Source organism: Sedimentibacter sp. MB35-C1 (assembly GCF_030913635.1).
In the GTDB taxonomy this organism is placed as follows: Bacteria; Bacillota; Clostridia; order Tissierellales; family Sedimentibacteraceae; genus Sedimentibacter.
Window position 1 is genome coordinate 217568 of sequence record NZ_CP133188.1, and the last position, 24170, is coordinate 241737.

Consider the following 24170-nt stretch of genomic DNA (forward strand, 5'->3'; position numbering starts at 1 on the left):
ATTAGCATAATAATTATCTTCCTAAATAACCTCCATCGACAGGTATTATAGCTCCATTTAAATAATCTGAAGCTGGTGATGCCAAAAACAATACCACACCAGCCATATCTTCAGGTTTGCCCCACCTTTTTGCTGGTATCCTAGCAAGTATTTCTTCATTACGCTTCTCATCATTTATCAATGCAGTATTCATTTCTGTATCCATATAACCTGGAGCAATTGCATTAACATTTATTCCATGGCTAGCCCACTCATTTGCAAAAGCTTTTGTTAATTGAGCAACTCCACCTTTGCTAGCTGCATAAGCAGGTACTGTATATCCTCCAAAATAGCTTAACATAGAAGCAATGTTTATAATTTTTCCGCTTTTTTGCTTAATCATTTCTTTAGCAGCCAATTGACATAGAGAAAATACTGCAGTTAAATTAACATCAATAACTGTATTCCAGTCTTCTAATGGAAATTCTTCGCTTTTATGCCTTCGCTGAACACCAGCGGCATTAACTAAAATATCAATTTTTCCACCTAAAAATTTAAGTGCTTCGTTAAATGCTTTTTTACTTTCCTCTTGATTTCCAATATCTACTGAAATTCCTTTACATTTAAAACCTTTTTTTGTGTAATTTTCAGCAATTTCTTTAATTCTTGGAGTTGTTGCAAAAAGTACTACTTCAACACCAGTGTTCATAAGCCCTTCTGCCATACCTCTTCCTAATCCTCTAGACCCACCTGTAACAATTGCCTTTTTACCTGAAATATTAAAGTAATCCATATAATTCCCCTTCCTTAATACATAACAATTATTTTTCACAATCTAATAGCACCTTAATAGTGTTCATTTTAGGATCATTAATGTAATTAAAAGCAGTTTGTCCTTCACTAAGGTGTATAATATGACTAACTATTTTTTCTAATTCATTGTGTAACTCTTTTACCAGTTCAACTGCTTGATGAAATTCATGTTTTGTGTATACCCTAGTAGCCACCATATTTTGTTCTTTAAAACTAAACTGCGGTAGGTTTGATACATGAGGAGCTTTATGAATTCCTAACATACAAATAGTACCGTTAATTTTAGCTAATTCTGTACTTTCAAAAGTAGCTGCTTCTGTACCACTAGCTTCAAATACTACATCTACCCCATCACCATTTGTCATATTAGCTATAACTTCTTTTAAATTTTCTTCCTTAACATTAACAGTTTTAAATCCTAATTCTTTACATACATTTAAACGAAATGGGTCTAAGTCTGAAATAACAACTTTAGATGCACCAGCATTTCTTAATGCAATTGCAGCTATTATGCCAATAGGTCCTGCTCCCATTACAACAGTAGAATCTAAATATTTAAATCCAGATTGATGAATAGCTCTAACTATTACCGCTAAAGGCTCTATTAGAGATGCGACAATATCTGAAACGTTATCATCAACTTTAAATAGAACGTTTTCATTTACATATGCATATTCAGCCATTCCACCGTCAACATCAATACCTAAAAGCTTTAAATTTTTACAAACGTGAGGTTTGCCAGTTTTGCATGGAAGGCAATTACCGCAGGAAATAAGAGGATATGCAACAACTCTATCACCAACTTTTAATTGTTTATTGCTTTTTGATATTTCTTCAATTATACCTAAAAATTCATGTCCAACAATTAAAGGCGCTTTTGCTCGAGGATGCTTCCCAGCTACAATCCCCTTGTCCCCTCCACATATTCCGCAATACTTCATTTTTATCTTTGCATATCCCGGTATTGATTTAGGATCTGGAACATCTTTGTATTCTACTTTATTAGGTCCAACATAGACCAATGCTTTCACAAAATCATCTCCTTGTGTTCTTATATAAGAACGTTGTTCTTATTTACAAATACAGTATACTTTCGTTACCCTAATTTGTCAATACTCTATAATTAGAATTTTTAAAATTTAAATAACTTTAAATTTTTTGTCACTATTGTATGATAAAAACAGTTGCATAAGAAGATAGTCTAAGCTATAATAACTCCATAAATAATAAAATATATTACGAAGGGGCAAATTCTATTAATGGGTACTCAGGCTGAAAATCACCGTTCTACTGAACGAGTGCTAGATATTTTAGAATTAGTGTCTAATGATAACTTAAAAAGCTATACATTAGGTGAAATCGCAACAATATTAGGAATACCAAAAAGCAGTTTATTTCCATTGGTACATACCCTCGCTGACAGAGGATACTTAAAATACAATAAAAAATCTCTAAGTTTTAGTTTGGGATTTAAAGCATTTGAGGTAGGAATGAAATATGCTAACCATACTGGAATTTATGATGATATTATTAGTGAAATGCAATATGTAGTAAAGATGTGTTCTGAATCATGTAACTTTACTGAACTTAAGGGTGGAGATGCTCTTTGCTTATTAAAGATCGACTCTCCTGAAGCTATTAGAATGGTTTCCGCCCCTGGAAGAAGATTGCCTGCATATTCAACGGCAATGGGCAAAGCTATGTTAGCTTATAAAACAAAATCAGAAATAGAAAAACTATACCCTAAAGGACTAATCCCAGTTACTGAACACACTATCACAGATATAGATGTGCTAATGAAACAATTGTCTGAAATTAGAAAATCAGGTATAGCTACTGAATCTGAAGAAAATGCTATTATGATAAAATGCATTGCAGTTCCTATTAACAATAACGGAGTTAATATAGCAGCGATAAGTGTTGCAATACCAACTTTTCGCTACAATGAAGATAAAAAAAATTTAATTATCAAGTTACTTAACGATGCACGTAGTAAAATTGAAATACTAATCAAAGGAGCAAACTGGAACTAATTAATATGTAGTTTTATTTAACTATACCTATCCCCTTTAAAAGTACCAGTTTTTTCAATCTAAAATATAATCTATTTATTGATATTCCTACAATGCAACCTGTGCTGTCAATAACCACGTCTTTTAACTGACAGCCTCTACCTGCCATCTCTGATAATTTGTGCATACGCATTTCCCCAAATAAGAAAATGACTAATAAGTGTTTCTCTAAACACAAATGAAGTCATCTCAGGATTAGGTTCATTATGAAAAATATAATACAAAGGGTAATTATATACTTTCTCCTTACTGTTTTCCTTATATCTATAAATGTGAAGTGGAAGTGATGCTATTGCTTCAGCTAATATTCTGACACATGAATAAACAGCTGTGGTCTGCATTGCAGTATATTCACTAACACTTTTTCCACTTGTGGTTGGTCCAAATAAATAAGTGTAATTAGATATCAATGTATTTTCTACAGGCTTATCACGTGCTTTTATTAATTTTGATATAATTGGAATGTTCACTTTTGTGCCTCCTTAAAAATTGTATTTAAAAAGCACCTACCATTGTAGATGCTTTATGGAAAAACTATTTTAATTACTTTTTAGTGCTAAAATTGATGTCTGAGAATCATATGAAACAGATAGAATAGCTCCAACAGCAAGTTTATCTGGAAATTCACGAAAAAGCTGAGTTAACCCATCTATTCTTCCACGAGTGCTACGATGACTCCTAATTGACTTTGAACTTATAAATTTCACACCATCTATTTCAATAGTTACTTCAGTAGCGGTTGGCATTAACATTCCAACTAATGATTTAGCTCCCAATGTCAGTATTCCATACCTATTTTCAGTTTCATTAATCTGATGCTCAGTATATTGTATTTGATTATTATCATCGCTTGCTACTTTGACTACTTTTGCATCACAATTTTGAACTTCAACCTTATTAGTAGCTACATCAACAGCTAAAGTAAGTAATACATTCAAGTTTAGAGAGATAGTTTTTATTTCATCCATAATATTACCCCCATTAACGGAAATCAGAAAGTGTGATTTTATAATCACCATCTTTTGCAACCACTTTTTTAGATACTAGAGTTTTAACTTGATCAGATGTCAACACAATAGACCCTGCAGGATAATCAAGTCTCACATAATAATCATATCCTTCCTTATCTAACTGGTCAATGCGATTCTTTGTCAAACCCCAGAATGGTTTACTTAAGTTGGACACCTTACGATAAACATTTGCCTGTGTAACATTTTTCCCTAATGACATACTCTCAACTTCCTTTCTTTATTTAAGTTAAATTAAGTATATCATATTTTTGTAATTTTGTCAATATATTTACATACTATTATGTAAGAATTGAATTAAGATGATTCCTCGCTCATCATATATAACTCTCAGCACTTTTTATGCCGTCAAACAATTCAAATTCGTGCATACATTCTGCAAGCTCAAGCAATTCACCATTAGTGCGGGTGCTAACATAACTCACAAGCTTATCAAATCTCCATGTTTCTTTTCCCATTCCTTTATAATACTTTGCAAAATTATTAAGATTATCAATTTCTTTAGTAAGAGATTTAATGCATAAAGAAATATTGGCAGAAAATGAACTGGTAATGGTAGATGAAACCCGGATACAGTGTAATAAGGAAAAAGGAAGGTCACCAAGCACGGATTCATTCATGTGGGTTTGCATTCCGGAGAGAATGAAGAGAAAAGAGGGGTAGTGTTCAAGTATAGCCCAAGCCGCAGTTCAGAAGTAGCGAAGGGTATGCTTGAAAATTACAAGGGAATATTTGTAACAGATGGTTACAGTGACTATAATGCTGTGCCGGAAGCGTTGCATGCCGAGTGTTGGGCACATTTTCGAAGAAAACTGTTGGACTCCATTGCTCTGGATAGCAATAAAAAACCAATAAAAGGAACGGCGGCAGAAGAAGGACTTAAGTATGTAGGGCGCTTGTCCGAAATAGAAGAAGAAATATCAAATATGCCTGATAATGAAAAGCTTGAGAATAGGAATAAATTTCCAAGACCGATTTATGAGGAAATTTTAGCATGGCATGAAAAAACGTCTCAAAAGATAATAACCAAAAAAAAACTCAAAGAAGCATTAACGTACATAAAAAATCAACATGTGGAGCTTGGTCAGTTCTTGAATGACGGAAGAATCCCTCTGACTACAAATTTAGTAGAAAGATCAATCAGACCATTTGCAGTCCACAGGAGAGCGTGGCTGTTTGCCGATACCCCTGCTGGAGCTGTGTGCAATGCGGTGATGTATTCATTGGTTGAATCTGCCGGCATCAACAATTTAAATATATTTAAGTACATCGAATATCTGTTGGCAGAGCTTCCGCACTTGGAAAATCCAACCGACGAAGAGCAGCTGAAACAATATCTACCTTGATCAGGATCTCTTCCTGACTATGTGAAGGTATCTGCTTCGGAAGTGCTAAAGGTAAACAAAGATTTATTGGCAAACAAATAACCGTATTGCTCCTGCTTACATTATATCAAATTCCAGCAGCTTAGTTAATACGGTCTTTTGTTCAGCGGTTACGGATATTGGAGCAGTAACTTCTTTATATGCTTTGTTAATACAACTATAAAATAATAAAGGGACAAAACCTATAGTCTTGTCCCTCCCATTTCATTTCACTCTTTTCACTATATCATTAACTAAATAAAAATTATGTTTAATAATATTACTTAAATTTAAACCAAAATGTAACACCATCTTCTTCATTTCTTACACCATATTTAAACTTGTGTAATTCTAAAATTGTGCGTACAATTGAAAGACCAAGACCTGACCCTTTTGTATTGCTGCGGTCTAAGTTGCCTTTTTTATAAGGAAGCCAAATGTCTCCAATAATATCTTCTTGTATATGGCTACTGCTATTGTATATTTCAAATTTATCATCTTTTATTAATATACGAATCGCTCCACCATCATTCATGTTATCAAGAGCATTAACAAAAAAGTTATCTATAACTCTCTCTATTAATGCTTTGTCTGCCTTTATAACTGCTTCACCTGTGATATAAGTTGTTATAGATTTTTCATCACATATATTCTTGTATCGATTAATAATTCCGCAACTAATCTCATGTAAAAACACATCTTCAAACTTAATTTTAAAAGAATCTGAATCTAATTTAGACATTTCCAGCATATTTTTTATAATTTTATCCATTCGATAGATATTAGACTGAATATGGCTGGCATAATGCTCTCTTTTTTCAGTATGAATATTTTCTTGTAAATTCTGTGCATAACCTGAAACAATGCTCAATGGAGTCTTTAAATCATGAGCAAGAGCATAAGTCATTTCTTTACGCTGACTGTCAAGTTTCTCTCGCTTCAAGTATGTTTTATAAGATTGCATCGAAAGGATATATGCTGCAATTATAAATATTAATAAGCACGAAATCCAAACATATGCTAATGTAGAAGAAATGCGCTCCCATATGTTAATGTCAATACCTACAACTGTATAAAATTCACTGTACAAACTATTATCATCCAATACCCTAATTGTGTTTTCATAAGGCACTACCAAGTAATAGCGATAGGTTAACATATTTACTCTTTCAATTGGTTTAAGAGAAACAGGTAACCAATTTTGCACATTTTGTAAATACTGTTGTAAATAATTAGTTAAATTTGATTCATCTGTAACCATTTTGCGAAGTTCATCTTGGTTTTTACCTTTTAAATTTTCATAATACTCTGGAACGATGGTGCCAATTTCATAATATGGCAAGTTCTTGGCATTATCAAAATCTTTTCTGTAAAAATTACCTTTAGTAACTGTTCCTCTTCCTGAATCTACATTTCCTTCTTCATCAAAACCACTAGCATACGTAGGTGAAACAGATATACTATGGGGAATAATAATTTCATCATCCACCCAAAAGCTATCAATATGTATGGAATATCCATAAACATCACCAATTTTTTCTGCTTTAGGTTTATCATATAAATAACTTTCAAGTTCTTTTATTTCTTCTTCACTTAACCAATCATTTAGTTTTAGTAATCCTACACTTTCAGGCGAATGATGTCCATCTCTAGATTCTGAATAAATACATTTCCAGTAATCATTCGTATTATATGTACTATAAACGAGCTTATAATCACTAGTAAATATTGCAGCTTCAGCACCATTTAGCAAATATACAGGTGATATCTTTACAAATTCCTTTTTTACCTTGGCTAAATCAATAATTTGTTTATCATTATCAATATTATCATTTAAAATTTCCTCTGCTCTATCACTGATTTGAGGAGTTCGATTTTTTAACTCTTTCCCTGCAGCTTCCTTTTCCAATGATACAAGATATGCTGTAAAACCAATCATCAACACTATGTAAGTAGCCAAGAATGCAATAAAAATACGCAAATAGATAAAGTTTTTTGTTTTATTCTTATTCATTGCCTACCTCCAGCTTGTAACCTTTTTTAAATACAGTTTTAATTTGAGCAGAAGCACTGCCTAAAGCTTTACGCAATTTTTTCACATGGTTATCTACCACTCTGTCATTACCATCAAAATCATATCCCCAAATTCTAATAATAAGTCTGTTACGGTTCACCACCTTACCATTACTTTCAATAAGGATTTTTAAAATTGTGAATTCTATAGGAGCAAGAACAACTTCATCATCATTTACACGAACAGTTTAAATACCATATTCCACCTCCATGTACATAATATCATATAAATGTATCTTTTTTGTATCCAAATAAAATCTTTTGCAATTTAATTTTTTTCAGAAAAATCTATATTCACCATGTACAATAAATTGAAAATAAAATTTTTTCCATATATAAAAAATAAGACCGATCAAACCAGTCTTGTTTTTACGTATTCATATTAAGTTGTTTCATATATAAGTCATGAATTGTAAGTTAATTTATATGTTTAGAAATATTATTTGCCATAGAATTTATTTTTGGATTTGGGGTCGCTGAATTTGTTTATAAAAAGTACAGGCTCTACATGGCTCGAGTATACAATAATGATGTCAAGTGTATATGTTATACCCTTGGTGAAAAATAACATATGATGTTCCATTATTTTTATTCCAATTTTTTACTGTATCTAAACCGATTTTTTCAATTACTTATACCTGTTGAATAATTGAATTATCTCTGACTTAGGTTTGCCTTGTACGAATTTTATTTTCTTTGTAACTAACTTTACTGAAGTGTATTTATTAAAGTCTATCAATGAGTAAAAGTTTCATAGCTAAATTGATTTCTTTCATATCTGGCTCAGCCTTATCCCACTCAGTTCCAAATAGTTTATAGTAAGATAATAATAGCTCTAATTGTAACCACTTATTATCTGCTATAGCAGTAAGCAGACCAGCTATTCTATTTACCATAAATTTATTCAGTGTTTTCATATCAACTTCCGAAAGTTGATTGTTAGCATGCATATCTTCTACAGGCCCATTTCTGAAAACAAAATGAGTAATTGCTTTAGATATGGAATCAATATTTTCCCGCTTTAATAAACGTTCTTTAGAATTTGAGTTTGCTTCTTTAAGCAAATCACTATTTTGATTCATGAACTCTTGGTATACCTTATTTTTTATATTTATATCAAATTTTTTTCTCTTATAGGTCACTTTACCTATTGTAACACCAAATATATCAGCAATCTGTCGGTCAGTTAACTCCTCATCATAATATAAATATTTTAGCTCTTCCTGTGTAATCTCATCCCACGATATATCCATAATTGCTCCTTTCACATTGCATAACATTATTTTTGCCGTATTACTTCTTCAATCATACATATCAACGTCGGACTGCCACCGGGACGTGCCACCGTGCCACCGGGACGTTTCTTTTGCCATGCCATGCTATAGATATTATTACTATCATTTAATAGTATCCAAAATTCCTCTTCCAATATTGAGTACTCTTGCCAATTGTCTATTACTGGCTCCTGTATCTTCTTTTATCTTTTTAATTATTGTATCTCTAGTTTTCTTATCAAGTGCTTGCAAGCAAGAAATATTCTGATAAGTTAATATGAATTTTTTCAGTTCTTCATCGGTCCACCTTTTTTTCTCGTCATAATCCAAACATACATCTTCATTTGTTTCATTATGATAATTAATGAATTCCTCGATACTTTTAAAATAACTCAATGCAAACTCTGAATCTACTATAAATTCATTATCATTAATGTATTCATTATAACTACTCCATTTATAATCATTAATATCTTTTATAATACCTGCTTTAAGGGGATTTTGATGTATATATCTAATTACAGTCAAAAAGTATTGGCCATTGTCTACTACTTCGCTTAAAAATCTATTCTGAAAAAGATGTCCGGTTCTTCCATACATATTATTATGATACTGTGCATAACTAACAGCTATTCTTCTTACAGTATCTCCTATATCTTCAGTATCTCGTTTAATTAAAATATGAACATGATTTGTCATCAAACAATATGCATATACAAAAAATTTCACCTTTTCTTTTGCTTTAATCATACTTTCAATAAATTTCTCATAATCACCAGGCTTTAAAAAAATATTTCTTTTATCTATCCCTCTTAGCATTACATGATATATTCCTGATTCGCTTTTAAGTCTTGCGCTTCGCGGCATATATACACCTCCTTTAAAACTGATAATTAAAAAGCAAAATATTTATATTATTTTAATCCAATTTTATCCATAATTCAACAAATAATTTTATACACTTTATTTAACGACTTCTATTTAATGGCAAACAAAACGTCCCCTTGCCACTCTTTCCAGAGTAAAGCTCCTTTGCCATATGAAAGATGACATATCCATCTAAATCCACACCATGAATACGGATAGCTTCAAAATGAATGAGTTGGCTGTCTATACAATTTTTTGCCTTACTCCAGACAAACGCATCTGCAGAGAGTAAAAAAATAGCGGCTGCATATCCGTAGCTTTCTTCTAGCTTCGGAAACAGACCGCTTTTACAGATACTTTGAAATCTCTTTTTATGCTCTGCATTTCTAAAAAGCATTTGGTTTACCTCACTTTCTCCGAGATTGCTCGTAACCTCTATAATTCTTTGCACTCGAAGAGCGAATGCCTGTAACTCTATCTCTTTGAGGAATAGTCCCAGCAATTCTTCATACCGATTTGGGGATTGATTCGCATATCTTTGCTGGCTTCGGAATGTTCCGCAAGCACGAGGAGTAAAACCGGGAATAAGTTGCATTTCTATTTCTATAGCAGCGAGAGGTGTATCTCTCATAAATCTTGTAATCACTTCATTCAGTCCTTTCTTTTTCTACAAATCAGACAGCAAAAAAGAGGCTATGTTTTTCAGTAACGAAGAACATAACCTCTTAACTTTTGCTCAATGGCAGATTTATTTAATTTTAATCAACTATTCATCGTATTTTTCTTGTTGTAATGCACACTCATTTGGATTGTTTAAATATAATATTAAATCCTCTAATAAAATCATGTCTGCCACAATTTCATTGTTAGATATATCTAGCAATCTATGTGTAACACCATGATATTGACGTAATTGTATATTGTCTTCCGATAGTAAAGACTCTATATAAAAACTCTTTTTATATAACTGCCCGGCATTCCAAGCGATAATTAATCCTATATCATTTGAATTTTTCAATCCACTTTCCAAGTCTTCAATCAGCCCATCTAACGAATATTTATATTCCAATACCTTCGGATAAGAAGAAAAACCATGTGGAGATTTATCAAGAATATCCACAACATTTTCTTCTGATACTCCTAATGGATTAGTTATTTTGTTATATATATGATTTTCTGTAGGTTCTTCTATCACAATCTTATATAACCCATCATAAGTAAATCTTTCATTAGTGGACATTATCCTAATCCCCCTAATTACTCCACCTGCTATTAGCTGATTAAATAATGCAATTACATCCTGTTCTCTTGTTGGAATTGAAGTAATTGAAATCTGCTTAAGTGGTATAAAAAAGTTTTCATTTATTAATTCTAGAGGGCATTCTTTTTCATGCTCAAGCATTATAGTTTTCCACTCGTCTAATTTCTGTTCTCTCATTAAATCTGGAGCCGTACCAGTATTTTTTCTAAAGCATTTTTTCATCTTTAAGAGCGGCCCATCCAAAATTTTTCTAGCAACTTCTTTGGCTAAATCAGTAATTTCTTTTTGAAAACCCTTTCTTCCTAAATCTGCACTACAATTTTCAAAATGAACAACTATATGTGCTTGATTTTGTCTACCAATGTTACGTGTTAGTGGTATTTGAATTAATTCACCCTGAGGCATATTATTAGCAGCAAGCTGGATGCCACCATATAGAGCATTAACACCGGATCTAAGCTTAAGAACAGAATTAATTTTATTCCAAATCTGAACAGAATATACGTAGCAGAAATATACTGTCGGTTTATATTTATTAATTAATATTTTTTGATTATCATCAAGAGATATTTCTTCTAAAATTCTATTATAATTCCACATATCATATATTGAATCTAAGTTGCAATATTTAGAAGGTATTCTATACTCTGCTCCATATTCTTTATACAGTTTATCAAATTTAACTTTTATATCTGTATATTTCAATGATTTTTTTACGAACTCATCAATGGATAAATACCTTATTCCTTCCATTTCTGATAAAGTTTCTTTTCCTTGTTTCGATATCACTTTTACGCTGGTATGTATTTTAGGATTTTCAATTATAGCACCTAATCCTGTCTTCACTCTTAAAAGCTTCAACCAATTATCTGCATCATCTACCTTTATCCACGATAAATCTTTTGGATAAGTATTAGTATCATATTTTACACATACCGATACGCCTTGATCTATTGTTTTATAAAAATCATCTTTGGTATCTTTGGTATCTGGAACTACTCTTGGATTGCCCGCAGGATTTTCATCATCTAACCAATTACGCGCATTACTCATTACCCCACGTGCATTAAAATCATTATTTTTAGTTGATATTTGAATATAATTAAATCCATATGCCAAATACGTTGAACCAACACCTTTATGACCTCTTGTTTGACCACTTTTAAATGAAAAATTCGGCGCCAAAAACTTTACATACTGTTCCTCTGAAAAACCCATTCCATTATCAGTTACTGCCACATAATTATCCATAATATTAATTAAAATATTAATTTTAGGAATATAATTTTTCTCTGCACACTTTTGTCTTTCCTCAACAGAATCAAGTGCATTCTGTATTAATTCGCAAAAAGTATCAAACCAGCCAACATAAGAACTCAAAATATTTTTAATCTCTCTCTTCAAAGACTTGATTACAACTTCTTCAGTTCCTGTGTATTTTATACTTAATGGATCAAAATTTTGATTATACATTTTATTCCTCCATTTTTGTTTATTGTATTATATATAATATATTACAGTTTATTAAAAGTATCAATCTTTATGATGTCATCTATATTTTCCCCTAAAATTCAGGGCAAAAATCGGGCATTTTTTAGCCTGATTTTTGCCCGTTTTTCACTCCAAAACCACAACATCTTGTGGTTTCGACGCCTTATTTATCATTTTCACCACAACGTGTCATCAGAATCACCGTCTCAACATGCGGCGTCATCGGGAACATATCTACGCACTGTGCTTTTTCCACCTTGTATCCGCTGTCTAGGAAGTATGGCAGGTCCTTTTCCAGGGAGGTTGGTTTGCAGGATATGTAGATAAATGTTTCTGGTTTGTAGTCGATTATTTTTTGTATTGCTTTAGGATGGATGCCTTCCCGCGGAGGATCAAGGACTATTATGTCGGGCTTGTCGTCCAGCTCATCTATTTTTTTGAGGACATCTCCGGCTATGAATGTGCAGTTGTTCAGGTTGTTAAGTTTTGCATTTTCATTTGCCTTTTCTACGGCTTCTTCCACTATTTCTATTCCTATGACTTTTTTGGCTGTTGGCGCAAGGATCTGGCCTATAGTTCCGGTTCCGGAATAGAGGTCAAAAATAGTTTTGTCTTTGGTTGTTCCTATGAAGTCTCTGACTATTGAATAAAGCTTTTCTGCTCCCAGGGAATTTGTCTGAAAGAATGAAAATGAAGAGATATTAAAATGTAGTCCCAGAAGCTCCTCAACTATTTTGTCTTCGCCGTACAGTATTTTCATTTCATCTGCCCTTGCAACGTCAGCTACTCCGTCAAATATGGAGTGTGCTATGCACTTTATTGTACCTTCAAGGTTAATGTTTAATATTAAATCAACAAATTCTTTTTCATTCAATGAGCTTTGAGAGGTTGTAATAAGATTTATTAAAATTTGTCCCGTTCTTTCTGCTTTTCTCACCAATAAATACCTTAGAAATCCTATATTGGTGCTTTTGTGATAGAAGGTCTGACTATTTCCTTGGAAATAACCTAGAATTTGACATAGGATCTGTCGAAAATCTTCGTCAACAATGGAGCATCCGCTTGTGTTCACGATGCTGTGAAAGCTGTTTCTCCTGTGCATGCCCAGTGTCAGCGGACCTTCCTTCACTTCATCTCCGAATGAGAATTCCATTTTATTTCTGTATTCGGTTTTTTTCGGACTTTGAACTATAGGAAGGAATTCATAGTTGTCTGTCAGCACTCTGTCCAGTATGGTTTTTACCTGTGATGATTTGATCTCCAGCTGTTTTTCGTATGGTACGGTCTGGTAAGAGCATCCTCCGCAGAGAGTGAAATGACTGCAGCCGGAATCAGTTTCAAAGCATGCAGGTTCTATGACTTCGACTACCTTTGCCTCTGCTCTTTCTTTTCTTGTTCTGCTGATCCTGGCTTTTACTTTCTGCCCTGGCAGCGTATTCTTTATTTTAATCTTTTTACCTTGGTATACTGCTGTACCTACGTTTGGAAAGTTAATTTCATCTATTGTTACTTCAATTATATCGTTCTTTTTCATTTGTACTCCTGGTTAGTATTTTACTCTTCATCGCTTTACAGCATGGAAACGGCCTTTCAGGCAAAATCTCTAATCTGTAAATTGCACCGGTTATTAATATTCTACTGTATCCGGTGCTTTTGTTGTATCTTCTATTATCAATGATTTATTCGCATCCATTTCGTCTACAATCTTATTGATGCTCATTTTAACATATTTAGCATATCCTGTCGCAGCTATATTTCCATCCTCCAGTATTATTTCACCTGTCCCTTCAAATATTAACCTTGTGTTTCTTGTTATTCTTGCGACACATTTTACAGGTCTGTCAAGAGATATAGGCTTTTTATACTTAATATTGAGCTCTGCAGTCACTCCCCACGCATCTGGTTCTTCTATCATTATAGCTCTACCGATAGCTTCATCCAATATTGCCGATATTACTCCTCCGTGCATTCTGTCAGGATAGCTCTGGTGTGTGAGTGCAGGGGTTGAAATCGACATGAGCTCACCGTTTTCTAGTTCATAAAATTTTGTTTTCAGCGATTCATCATTTTCTGTACCGCACACGAAACAGTTTTTACTTACAAATTGTTTTTTCTGTACTTTATACTTCATAGCGCCCCTCTACTTTCTATTCTTTTATATGTTAAACGACCGCCGAAGGCAGTCGTATGTTTATAGGTTCATTAATCTATCGGTCATTTCCTTTATTGCCAGCACTGTATCCCTGTCAGGTCTCAAGTTTGAATAGTCGCCCACATAATGCGCCAGCCCGTATGCTGGGAAACTTTGAGTGGACAAAAGATTTGATGGGACAGGAACAGGAATCATTCCCATGTGCTGCCCAAAAATATTTATTGCATTCAGGCACATGTCTGCTCCGCCTTCGCTTGTGGCAGCAGTCGTATATGCAAATAGTTTCTTTCCCCAAAACGCAACTTCCGTCCAATATGGAGAAAATGAATCCATAAAACACTTCATAGCTCCCGACACATTTCCGTAGTATGTGGGAGAACCCATTATTATAATATCACTGTCAAGAAGTTTTTCGGCTTTTGCCTCTTCTATATCCATTATCTCGTTCTTATACTGACCTGCCACCGCAAATTGCTTAGCAAGCTCCGCGTAGTTGGGATCTTTTACTCTCAGCATCTGAGTTTCCGCACCGCACTTTTTAAATTCGTCATAAAATTCCCTTGCCATAAGGTAGCAGTTGCCGCATACGCTGTGAAATACTATTGATACCTTTTTACTCATCAGTTCTTTCTCCTTGGTCTGCATCTGTTTAAATAGTCACCTTCATCTGCAAACAGACAGCTTAAGTAATCTTCCACTTCAACTGCTGTTTCCATGTTCAGTGTGCCTTCCGCTATTTTTTCCATTTCACTTTTCTTTAAATTTCTTATTATATATCTGGTGCTCAAGATTGACGGCGAATTCATGCTGAACTCATCCAGCCCCATACCCAAAAATATAGGTATCAGCTTCGGGTCTCCGGCAGCTTCACCGCACATTCCTACCCATATGCCCGCTTTGTGAGCATTATCAATAATTCCCTTTATCAGTCTCAGCATTGCAGGATGGTACTGACTGTATAAATGAGACAGTTTTGAATTCATTCTGTCAACCGCCAGTGTATACTGTATGAGATCATTAGTTCCGATACTGAAAAAATCCACTTCTCTAGCCAGCAAATCTGATATAATTGCGGCTGAAGGTATTTCAATCATAATTCCTATCTCAATGTTTTTGCTGTACGGAATTCCTTCGCTGTCAAGCTCCTGCTTAGCTTTCTCCAGAATTTTTTTTGCATCTTTGAGCTCTTTCATTGTTGATATCATAGGAAACATTATTTTTACGTTTCCGTAAATGCTTGCTCTTAAAACTGCTCTCAGCTGTGTTCTAAAAACATCTACATTCCCAAGACACAGCCTTATAGCTCTATATCCTAAAAACGGATTCATTTCTGCCGGTATATCTATGTACGGAACATTTTTGTCCCCACCTATATCAAGAGTTCTTATTATTACGGGCTTATTCCCCATTTTTTGGAGAACTTCTCTGTATTCTTCAAACTGCTCATCTTCAGATGGCTGACATTCACGATTCATAAAAATGAATTCGCTCCTGAATAGTCCGATTCCTTCTGCGTCATTTTCCAAAACCATATCCACATCGTGAGGAGTTCCAATGTTTGCAGACAGTGAAACCTTAAATCCATCCACGGACACTGTAGGCAGACCGACTTGCTTTTTCAGCTCGTTGTTAATTTCCTCAAGTCTTAATTTTTTTTGAGTAAAATAATCCAGCTGTTTATCATTTGGATTAATTAATACTTTTCCTGTTTTCCCGTCACATACGACGATGTCATCATCCTTGATTTTTTCCGTTATATTATCAAGCCCTACTACTGTAGGAATTCCAAGTATTCTTGCAATTATGGCAGCATGGGATGTCTTGCCTCCCATTTCCGTAATCATGGCAGCCACTTTACCCTTTTCAAACTGCGCTGTATCTGAAGGGGTCAGATCCTTTGCAATGATTATTGAATTTTTTTCAAGTTTTGAGTAATCTGCAGTCTTTATACCAGAAAGAATTTTTATAACTCTGTACATTACATCTTTTATGTCTTCTGCTCTTTCTCTGAGATACTCATCCTCAATGTTTTCAAACATCTTTATATAATACATCGACACTTCGTTCAAAGCATATTCAGCGTTGACTTTTTGGCTTTCAATTTTTGTCTCTACTTCTGAAATAAATGATTCGTCCTCAAGCATCATTTCATGGGATTTAAAAATTTGCGCTTCCTTTTCACCGACTTCGTCGAGGGTTTTCAAAAATAATTCGTCTAATTGCTTTTTTCCCTTTTCAACAGCATTTCTGAGCCTTATAATTTCTTTTTTGACATCTGAGATATAAATTTTCCTTATATCCATAGTTTTTTTCTCTATTAAAAAAGCCTTTCCAATCCCAATTCCCGGTGAAACGCCTAACCCTTTCATCTAATCACTACCTTTCAGATTTTACAATTATCTGTTTTGTATGTTTAAAATGATAATTTTCTTATAGATATATTTTCGCCAATTTATATTATTATATTACCCATAGCAAGCTGTTGTCAACGAAAAAAATATTGCAATTTCAACATTTTAAGGGATAATGTTTTCATTGTTGAATTTGTGCTGTTCCGATGTGGGAAATCACAGAAAATAAATTTTTTTCAGAAACAGGCAAAACGGTATAGTAAAATTCTATACCGTTTATACCTAAAAAGTAATATTATTTATTTAATTTTTTCAAGTTTCATTCCTGTTTCAATACCGTTCAGGTTTTGAACTTCCATAGAGCTGTCTTCTGATTTTTCTATTACATCAGCCAATGTTTCACTCTTGATAAATTCTTCAAACTTATTAACAGCCTTAATTATTTCTTCCGAACCGTTATAGAATATTTTAATTCTGTCCATCATTTCATATCCGTTATTCTTTCTCATCTGTTGAACCTTTGATATGAACTCACGGGCATATCCTTCATTTATTAACTCTTCTGTAAGGTTAGTGTCGATAATTGTAAACAGGTTGTTTCCGGTTGAAACATCGTAGCCTTCCTTCGCTGAAATACGTATATCAAGTATTTCTTCGTTAAGTTCCACAGTCTGATCATTAACTGTCAACTCACATTTTTCCCCTGCCTGAACTTTTGTGATTATATCCAAAGAATCAGCCTTTGCCAGCGTTGCGGCAAATGCCTTTACATTTTTCCCAAGCATCGGGCCTGCAACCTTGAAATTTGGTTTTAATGCGAAATCCATAAATTCATTTAAATCGTGTTCAAAGACAACCTCTTTGACATTGAGCTCCTCCTTGATCAAAGGAACTAAATCGTCAATAAGCTGCTGATATTTTCCATCTATATGAATTCTTCGTATAGGCTGTCTTACCTTTATTTTTGCATTTTCTCTTGAAGCTCTTCCCAACTTGACAAGATCTTTTACAAGATCCATTCTCTTTTCAACATTTTCATCTATTAACTCTTCATGAACTTCAGGATAGTAGCTGATGTGGACAGATACTTCTCCTGTCAGGTTTCTGTATATTTCTTCTGATAAATAAGGAGCAAACGGAGCAGTTAATTGTGCAATGCCTACCAATATTTCATATGTTGTATTGTAAACGGCTTTTTTATCCTCTGTAAGCTCTGTCACCCAGAATCTTCTTCTCGAACGTCTGATGTACCAGTTTGACAAATCCTCGTTAACAAATTCCTGAATTGCTCTTACGCTCTTGTTGTGGTCGTAAGCATTCATGCTTTCTCTCACATATTTAACCAAATTGTTGAATTTGGAAATTATCCATCTGTCCAACTCCGGTCTGTCTTTGTACTCAACAAAGAACTTGCTCGGGTCTATGGAATCTGTATTTGCATACAGTGCAAAGAACGTATATACATTTTTGATAGTTCCGAAATACTTGCTTAACACTTCTTTTAATCCGTCTTCATCAAATTTTGTAGGTGCCCATGCCGGAGATACGTAAAGCAAATACCATCTCAACGCATCTGCACCGTATTTATCAAACAAGTCAAACGGATTAACTGTATTTCCTCTTGATTTAGACATTTTTTTGCCGTATTTGTCAAGTATCAAATCATTAACCAGCACTCTCTTATATGGTGATTTTCCCATAACAAATGTTGAGATTGCTATTAATGAATAGAACCAGCCTCTTGTCTGGTCAATTCCTTCGCATATGAAATCCGCAGGGAATAACTTATCAAATTCATCCTTGTTTTCAAACGGATAGTGCCATTGTGCATAAGGCATTGCTCCTGAATCAAACCAACAGTCTATTACATCCTTTACTCTAGTCATATGCTTGCCGCATTTTGGGCAGACAATGTGCACATCATCAACGTATGGTCTGTGCAACTCAATTGTTTTTTCATCTATTTCTTCAACTGCCTTTTCGGCTAATTCTTTCCTTGAGCCTATGCTTTCCACGTGACCGCATTCGCATCTCCACAAAGGCAGCGGAGTTCCCCAGTAACGGCTTCTTGAAATAGCCCAGTCATTTAGATTTTCAAGCCAGTTGCCAAATCTCTTTTCACCTACAAACTCAGGATACCATTCCACAGAGTTGTTGTTTTCTATTAATTTGTCTTTCAGTTTTGTCATTTGAATGTACCAGCTTGGTCTTGCATAGTAAAGTAACGGCGTATGGCATCTCCAGCAGTGTGGGTAGTTGTGGAGAACCTGTTCTTTTTTATACAGTTTTCCGTTTTCCTTCAGCCATTTTAATATAGGCTTATCAGCATCCATTACAAACATTTCTGACCATGGTGTTCCTCTGAATCTTCCTGTATCATCAACAGGATTTATAACCGGAAGATTGTATCTGCTTCCCGTATTGTAGTCATCTTCACCGAACGCAGGAGCTGTATGAACTATACCTGTTCCGTCCTCGGTAGTGACGTAATCTGCACATGTTACAAAGAATGCTTTTTTGCCTGAAGGTATTTCAACATAAGGCATGAGCTGCTCATATTCCATGAATTCCAAATCTTTGCCCTTCATTTCCTCCAGCACTTCGTATTCTTCTGAAATTACTTTATCAACCAACGGTTTGGAAATATAGAAAACTTCTCCCTTGGCATCTTCGGTATCTTTTATCTTTATCTTCAAATATTCTACATCCGGGTGCACTGCCAGCGAAACATTCGACAATAACGTCCATGGAGTTGTTGTCCATGCAAGGAAATATTCATCTGCGCCTTTTTTCTTGAATTTTGCATATGCAGTCATAGTCTTTATTTCTTCATAGCCTTGAGCAACTTCATGTGAAGCAAGACCGGTTCCGCATCTCGGGCAGTATGGAAGGATTTTGTGACCTTCATACATAAGTCCCTGTTTGAATATGTTGTTAAGTATCCACCACTCGGATTCAATATAGTCGTTCTCAAGTGTTATATATGGATGATCAAGATCTATAAGATATGCCATCCTCTTTGTCATTTCACGCCACAGCGCCTCATAAGTAAATACTGAATGACGGCACTTTTCGTTAAACTTGTCTATTCCATATTGTTCGATATCTGTCTTATCTTTTAGTCCCAGCTGTTTTTCAACTTCAATTTCAACCGGCAGTCCATGTGTGTCCCATCCTGCCTTCCTGTTTACCTGGTAACCTTCCATTGTTTTGAATCTGCATACAGAATCTTTCAGAGTTCTTGCTATAACATGATGAATTCCTGGTTTGCCGTTAGCTGTCGGCGGCCCCTCATAAAATATGAACGGTTCTTTATCATTTCTTGTCTCAACGCTTTGCTTGAGCAAGTTTATCTCATCCCAATATTTTGATATTTCTTGCTCTGTCTGTTTATAATCGGCTTTTGAGATATCTTTAAATTGCTTCATTTTTTCCTCCTGCTATTTAATATAATAATTCGGCTTGATTGTCACATATATCCTGTCTTAATTCTGCTGTAAAAGCGGTTTGCCGCAGATTAATCGGCAAAAAAGGTTAACTCTCTGTCCAACATAAAAATCCCATGTCTTAAGACATGGGACGAAATCCGCGGTACCACCCAAATTACATATAAATACACTAAATATGTCACTCAAAAATTTAACGCATTTATACGTAATTTCTTACTTAGTTTCAGAAATCAAGCTCATGGATGATCTTCAACACATTTGGAATTATAATCTTTCACCACTCGATTATATCTCTTATAGACCGCTCTGTGCCTACTGTTCCAATCACTGCCTTTATTTATTTTATTTCTGTATAATGATATATTAAAACGCAGACAAAGTCAAGGAATAAATTGCTTTTTAAAAACAATATACATTTATTAACACTTACACGTTAGAAGCACGGTATTATTAAGTATTATTTTACAATCAGTATGTTTTTTTACACATTAAGTAATTAGACTATTAACAAATACTTTCTTTAGGGGGTCAACTATGAGCGAAAATTGTTTAAACTGCCGTCCGATTAGGTATGATAGCAAACAGAGCTTTTCTATTAAATTTATAATTATTTTTCCATCCCGTAAATTTCATACACATCATTGGTGTAATTTCCGTCATCGCCATAGATGTAAAGCGGAGGATCAAATTTCAACTCGGGATTACCATTCTTTGATGCCCTTATCAACATCATATTAGGTTTGGCAGCAGATCTGGGATGAACAAATCGAATCTGTTTCGGCTCCAACCGGTATTTTCTGAACAGGCACATAATATCAGCCAGTCTGTCAGGGCGATGCACCATGTAAAACCTTCCATATTGCTTTAAAAGAGATGCCGCGGTACTTATTACATCCTCCAGCGAACACATAATTTCATGTCTTGAAATTGCCTTTTTATCAGAGGGATTAACAATTCCGCTGTTGCCAAGCTTGTACGGAGGATTGGAGATTACGGCATCAAAAGAATTTGGTTCCATGTGATCCAACGCATTTTTCAAATCTATATTAAGTACTTCAATTTTATCTTGCAGATTATTAAGCCCCACGCTGCGCCTTGCCATTTCTGCAACTTCTTCCTGGATTTCAACCGCATATGCCTTTGAATAATTTCTCTTTCCGCTCAGAAGTATTGGAATAATTCCTGTACCGGTTCCCAAATCAACTATTTTAGAATTGTTTTTTATATCGCAGTAATTTGTAAGCAAAACAGCATCCATGCCGAAACAAAACCAGCTTTTATTTTGAATTATTTTCAGTCCGTTGCACTGGAGATCTTCTATTTTTTCATTTTCTCTTAATTCTACTTCCATAGCATCCTTTCCTAATTGATTATATTTAACGCATCATGCATTTATACTAATTTATAAATGCGCTGTTTATGAGCTTCTTTGTGTATTCATTCTGTGGATTAATAAGGACTTCCCTTGCCTCTCCCGATTCAACTATGCTTCCCCTGTTCATAACAAGTATAGTGTCTGACATATAGTTTACTACTCCAATATCATGAGAAATAAAAATATATGAAATTTTAAGTTCTGTTTGAAGCTGCTTCAAAAGATTCAATATCTGCGCCTGAATTGAAACGTCAAGAGCAGATACCGGCTCATCGCATATTATGACTCTTGGATTCACAATCAGCGCTCTGGCTATGGCTGCCCTTTGGCATTGCCCTCCGCTTATTTCAGACGGATATTTGTCTTTTATTTTTTCATTGAGGCCCACTCTTTCAAGCATTTCCGAAACCAGTTCGTACGCTTCTTTTTTGTTTTTAGCAAGTTTTAATGTTAAAATCGGAAATGAAACATTGTCTCCTATTGTATAATTAGGGTCCATTGAACTTTTGGGGTCCTGAAATATAAACTGGACATTGCGTCTATATTCCTGATACTCATAGTCTGACATTTCATCAATATTTTTTCCGCAGTAAAATACGCTGCCGTATGTCTGTCTCTGTAATCCGCCTGCTATTTCTCCAGTTGTGGACTTACCGCTTCCGGATTCTCCCACAATTCCCAAAGCCATCCCTTCTCTGACCTCAAAAGAAGTGTTTTTTACAGCCGCAATTTTTTCCAACACCCTGCCTGTTAAGAAATGTTTCTTAACGGCATATTCTTTTCTTATATTTTTAACTTCCAAAATTATTTCATTATTATTGGTTTCCATATTGCTTCTCCCCTGACATAACAGCAGAAATTTTTACTCCAGATTGCATCTGTAATAATGTCCGTCGTTATTATGCTCCTCAGCATACTTTGCACATACATCCGTTGCATGAGGACATCTTTTTATAAACAAACATCCTTCGGCATCTCTCTCCTCATCCTGTACGTATCCATGAATTTCTGCAAGCGGCTCGTTCTTTCTCATTTTAAGAGACGGTATAATTTTCATCAAAAGCTGAGTATATGGATGCTTGGGGTTATTGAATATTTCTTCTGTTCGTCCTGATTCTACTACCTTACCAGCATACATAACAGCCAAGCCGCGGCTGTAATGCCTTACTAGTCCCAAATCATGAGAAATTAATAATATGGAAATGCCCAATTCCTTGTTTATTTCCTTAAACAACTCCATTACCTGCCTCTGCACGGTGGAATCCAAGGCGGTTGTAGGCTCGTCGGCTATAATTACCTTCGGATCGTTCATCAACGCCATTGCTATGTTAACTCTCTGACGCATGCCTCCGCTCAGCTGCCACGGGTAAAAATTCAAAATATTCCGTGGATTATCAAATCCTACTTTTTCCAGAAGTACAGAAGCCCTTAGTAATGCTTCTGTTTTGTTTTTTTTCATATGGTACATATAACCGTCGGCTATCTGGTTCTTTATTTTAATCATGGGATGAAGATAAAAAACCGTGTTTTGCGGAATATATCCTGCATTTTTACCTATGTGAATTCTTTTTTCGTTCTTCGACATTTTCAATATATCTCTGCCTGCGGTCCGCATTTCATCCGCTGCATAACTTAATCCCTCCGGCAGTACATTTATTATGGATTTAGCCGTAAGCGTCTTACCAGATCCAGATTCTCCCACAAGTCCGAATATTTCGCCTTCCTGAATATTAAGAGACAGCTCCCTGACAAGATGTTTCTCTCCTGCTTTAATGCTTAGATTTTTCAAAACCACGGATTCATTCATTGGCAGACCTCCTGTTAATAAGCATGTCATTTAATCCGTCACCTATGAGGTTAAACCCGAGAACCGTAATTATAATTGCAATTCCCGGCGCTACAGCTAGATAAGGATGCAGCAGAAAAAACTGTCTTGATTCGCTAAGCATCATTCCCCAACTAGCATGCGGAGGCTGAATTCCAAGCCCCAAAAAAGAGAGTGATGTTTCAATCATTACTGCCGAACCGATGGCTGAGCTGTACTGTGTTATAAGTCTTGGAAGCATAGCCGGGACAAAATGCCTCGTAAATATTTGAAAATACGTACTGCCATAACTTCTTGCGGCTTTTATATAAACAAGATTTTCCGTATCTAGAATCATCGAATAAACCAGCCTTGAAAATACTGGAATCATAAAAATACTAATTGCTGCAATTGATCCTTTTGTTCCTTTTCCCACAACAGTTACAAGCATCAACGCCAGAAGTATTCCCGGGAATGCCATCAGCCCGTCCATTATTCTCATTATTACAGAGCTCATTTTCTTAAACATCGCTGCCGACGCACCAAGAATAATGCCTATTATCGTCCCAAGTGTAACTGAACCTATTCCTACCAGCAATACATTTCTTGAGCCATACATAATTCTTGAAAATATATCTCGTCCAAAATTATCGGTACCCAATATATGTCCGCTGTCTTCCCCCGGTTTAATAAATCTTTGAGATATATTCATTTCATTAGGTGGGTAAGGCATGTATACAAATGAAACCACCCATACCGCAACTATTGTTAAAACAAGTATAATTCCAAGGCTTAGGCTTAATTTCCTTTTCATTTA

The 24170-nt window shown here is 34.8% G+C and carries 21 protein-coding genes, 3 pseudogenes and 1 other annotated feature; of the genes and pseudogenes, 2 read left to right on the forward strand and 22 right to left on the reverse strand.

What is annotated here, in order from left to right:
* Positions 1–13 precede the first annotated feature (13 nt).
* Both fabG and RBQ61_RS01050 read right to left on the reverse strand, forming a co-directional pair.
* Positions 14–772, reverse strand: coding sequence for a 3-oxoacyl-ACP reductase FabG (fabG, locus tag RBQ61_RS01045; protein WP_308138697.1), 759 nt, complete (start codon positions 770–772; stop codon positions 14–16).
* Positions 773–800: 28 nt separating this feature from the next.
* Positions 801–1823: a zinc-binding dehydrogenase gene (locus RBQ61_RS01050; protein ID WP_308138698.1), complete on the reverse strand. Its 1023-nt coding sequence runs from the start codon at positions 1821–1823 to the stop codon at positions 801–803.
* 228 nt (positions 1824–2051) lie between these two features.
* Between RBQ61_RS01050 and RBQ61_RS01055 the strand changes: the two genes are divergently transcribed.
* Positions 2052–2825 carry an IclR family transcriptional regulator gene (locus tag RBQ61_RS01055; protein ID WP_308138699.1) on the forward strand — a complete coding sequence of 258 codons (774 nt, stop codon included), beginning with the start codon at positions 2052–2054 and terminating at the stop codon, positions 2823–2825.
* 13 nt (positions 2826–2838) lie between these two features.
* Here the strand turns inward: RBQ61_RS01055 and RBQ61_RS01060 are convergent, their stop codons facing one another.
* The 5 genes and pseudogenes from RBQ61_RS01060 to RBQ61_RS17615 all read right to left on the reverse strand — a co-directional run bounded on the left by RBQ61_RS01060 (position 2839) and on the right by RBQ61_RS17615 (position 4350).
* A complete protein-coding gene (locus RBQ61_RS01060) occupies positions 2839–2991 on the reverse strand; it encodes a hypothetical protein (RefSeq protein WP_308138700.1) in 153 nt (50 codons plus the stop codon).
* Positions 2969–3328: pseudogene (locus RBQ61_RS01065) on the reverse strand (phage portal protein); the annotation flags it as partial. The gene RBQ61_RS01060 and the pseudogene RBQ61_RS01065, both read right to left, overlap by 23 nt.
* A gap of 75 nt (positions 3329–3403) precedes the next feature.
* Positions 3404–3832 carry a hypothetical protein gene (locus RBQ61_RS01070; RefSeq protein ID WP_308138701.1) on the reverse strand — a complete coding sequence of 143 codons (429 nt, stop codon included), beginning with the start codon at positions 3830–3832 and terminating at the stop codon, positions 3404–3406.
* A 13-nt stretch (positions 3833–3845) separates the two neighbouring features.
* Positions 3846–4094, reverse strand: a complete 249-nt coding sequence (locus tag RBQ61_RS01075) for a hypothetical protein (RefSeq protein ID WP_308138702.1) — start codon at positions 4092–4094, stop codon at positions 3846–3848.
* A 115-nt stretch (positions 4095–4209) separates the two neighbouring features.
* Complete coding sequence (locus tag RBQ61_RS17615) at positions 4210–4350, reverse strand: hypothetical protein (RefSeq protein ID WP_374049895.1); 141 nt, start codon at positions 4348–4350, stop codon at positions 4210–4212.
* A gap of 94 nt (positions 4351–4444) precedes the next feature.
* On the opposite strand from RBQ61_RS17615, the pseudogene RBQ61_RS01085 reads away from it, so the two are divergent.
* Positions 4445–5238, forward strand: a pseudogene (locus RBQ61_RS01085) (IS66 family transposase).
* Between the two features lie 298 nt (positions 5239–5536).
* Here RBQ61_RS01085 and RBQ61_RS01090 read toward each other — a convergent pair.
* The 15 genes and pseudogenes from RBQ61_RS01090 to RBQ61_RS01160 form a co-directional block, all read right to left on the reverse strand.
* Complete coding sequence (locus RBQ61_RS01090; protein ID WP_308138705.1) at positions 5537–7270, reverse strand: cell wall metabolism sensor histidine kinase WalK; 1734 nt, start codon at positions 7268–7270, stop codon at positions 5537–5539.
* Positions 7263–7487, reverse strand: a pseudogene (locus RBQ61_RS01095) (winged helix-turn-helix domain-containing protein); the annotation flags it as partial. The pseudogene RBQ61_RS01095 and the gene RBQ61_RS01090, both read right to left, overlap by 8 nt.
* Before the next feature lie 567 nt (positions 7488–8054).
* Positions 8055–8582: a hypothetical protein gene (locus RBQ61_RS01100; RefSeq protein ID WP_308138706.1), complete on the reverse strand. Its 528-nt coding sequence runs from the start codon at positions 8580–8582 to the stop codon at positions 8055–8057.
* A gap of 144 nt (positions 8583–8726) precedes the next feature.
* Positions 8727–9470: a transposase gene (locus RBQ61_RS01105; RefSeq protein ID WP_308138707.1), complete on the reverse strand. Its 744-nt coding sequence runs from the start codon at positions 9468–9470 to the stop codon at positions 8727–8729.
* A 100-nt stretch (positions 9471–9570) separates the two neighbouring features.
* Entirely contained in the window at positions 9571–10101 is a 531-nt protein-coding gene (locus RBQ61_RS01110) for a hypothetical protein (RefSeq protein WP_308138708.1), read from the reverse strand.
* Positions 10102–10236: 135 nt separating this feature from the next.
* A complete protein-coding gene (locus RBQ61_RS01115) occupies positions 10237–12204 on the reverse strand; it encodes an ATP-binding protein (protein ID WP_308138709.1) in 1968 nt (655 codons plus the stop codon).
* Positions 12205–12385: 181 nt separating this feature from the next.
* The gene (rlmD, locus tag RBQ61_RS01120) at positions 12386–13756 is read right to left on the reverse strand and encodes a 23S rRNA (uracil(1939)-C(5))-methyltransferase RlmD (protein ID WP_308138710.1); all 1371 of its coding nucleotides are present in this window, start codon (positions 13754–13756) and stop codon (positions 12386–12388) included.
* Between the two features lie 93 nt (positions 13757–13849).
* Entirely contained in the window at positions 13850–14353 is a 504-nt protein-coding gene (locus RBQ61_RS01125) for a PaaI family thioesterase (protein ID WP_308138711.1), read from the reverse strand.
* 60 nt (positions 14354–14413) lie between these two features.
* A complete protein-coding gene (locus tag RBQ61_RS01130; RefSeq protein WP_308138712.1) occupies positions 14414–14995 on the reverse strand; it encodes a flavodoxin family protein in 582 nt (193 codons plus the stop codon).
* The gene (gene ptsP, locus RBQ61_RS01135; protein WP_308138713.1) at positions 14995–16743 is read right to left on the reverse strand and encodes a phosphoenolpyruvate--protein phosphotransferase; all 1749 of its coding nucleotides are present in this window, start codon (positions 16741–16743) and stop codon (positions 14995–14997) included. The genes RBQ61_RS01130 and ptsP overlap by 1 nt, the downstream gene beginning before the upstream one ends.
* A gap of 281 nt (positions 16744–17024) precedes the next feature.
* Positions 17025–20153, reverse strand: a complete 3129-nt coding sequence (gene ileS / locus RBQ61_RS01140) for an isoleucine--tRNA ligase (protein WP_308138714.1) — start codon at positions 20151–20153, stop codon at positions 17025–17027.
* A 144-nt stretch (positions 20154–20297) separates the two neighbouring features.
* Positions 20298–20511, reverse strand: a binding site (T-box leader).
* Between the two features lie 270 nt (positions 20512–20781).
* Positions 20782–21525 (reverse strand): tRNA1(Val) (adenine(37)-N6)-methyltransferase, encoded by a 744-nt coding sequence (locus RBQ61_RS01145; RefSeq protein ID WP_308138715.1) that lies wholly within the window; start codon positions 21523–21525, stop codon positions 20782–20784.
* Between the two features lie 46 nt (positions 21526–21571).
* Entirely contained in the window at positions 21572–22378 is an 807-nt protein-coding gene (locus RBQ61_RS01150) for an ABC transporter ATP-binding protein (RefSeq protein WP_308138716.1), read from the reverse strand.
* A 33-nt stretch (positions 22379–22411) separates the two neighbouring features.
* Complete coding sequence (locus RBQ61_RS01155) at positions 22412–23356, reverse strand: ABC transporter ATP-binding protein (RefSeq protein WP_308138717.1); 945 nt, start codon at positions 23354–23356, stop codon at positions 22412–22414.
* On the reverse strand, positions 23349–24167 hold the full coding sequence (locus RBQ61_RS01160; RefSeq protein ID WP_308138718.1) for an ABC transporter permease: 819 nt from the start codon (positions 24165–24167) through the stop codon (positions 23349–23351). Before RBQ61_RS01160 ends, RBQ61_RS01155 begins: the two co-directional genes overlap by 8 nt.
* Positions 24168–24170 lie beyond the last annotated feature (3 nt).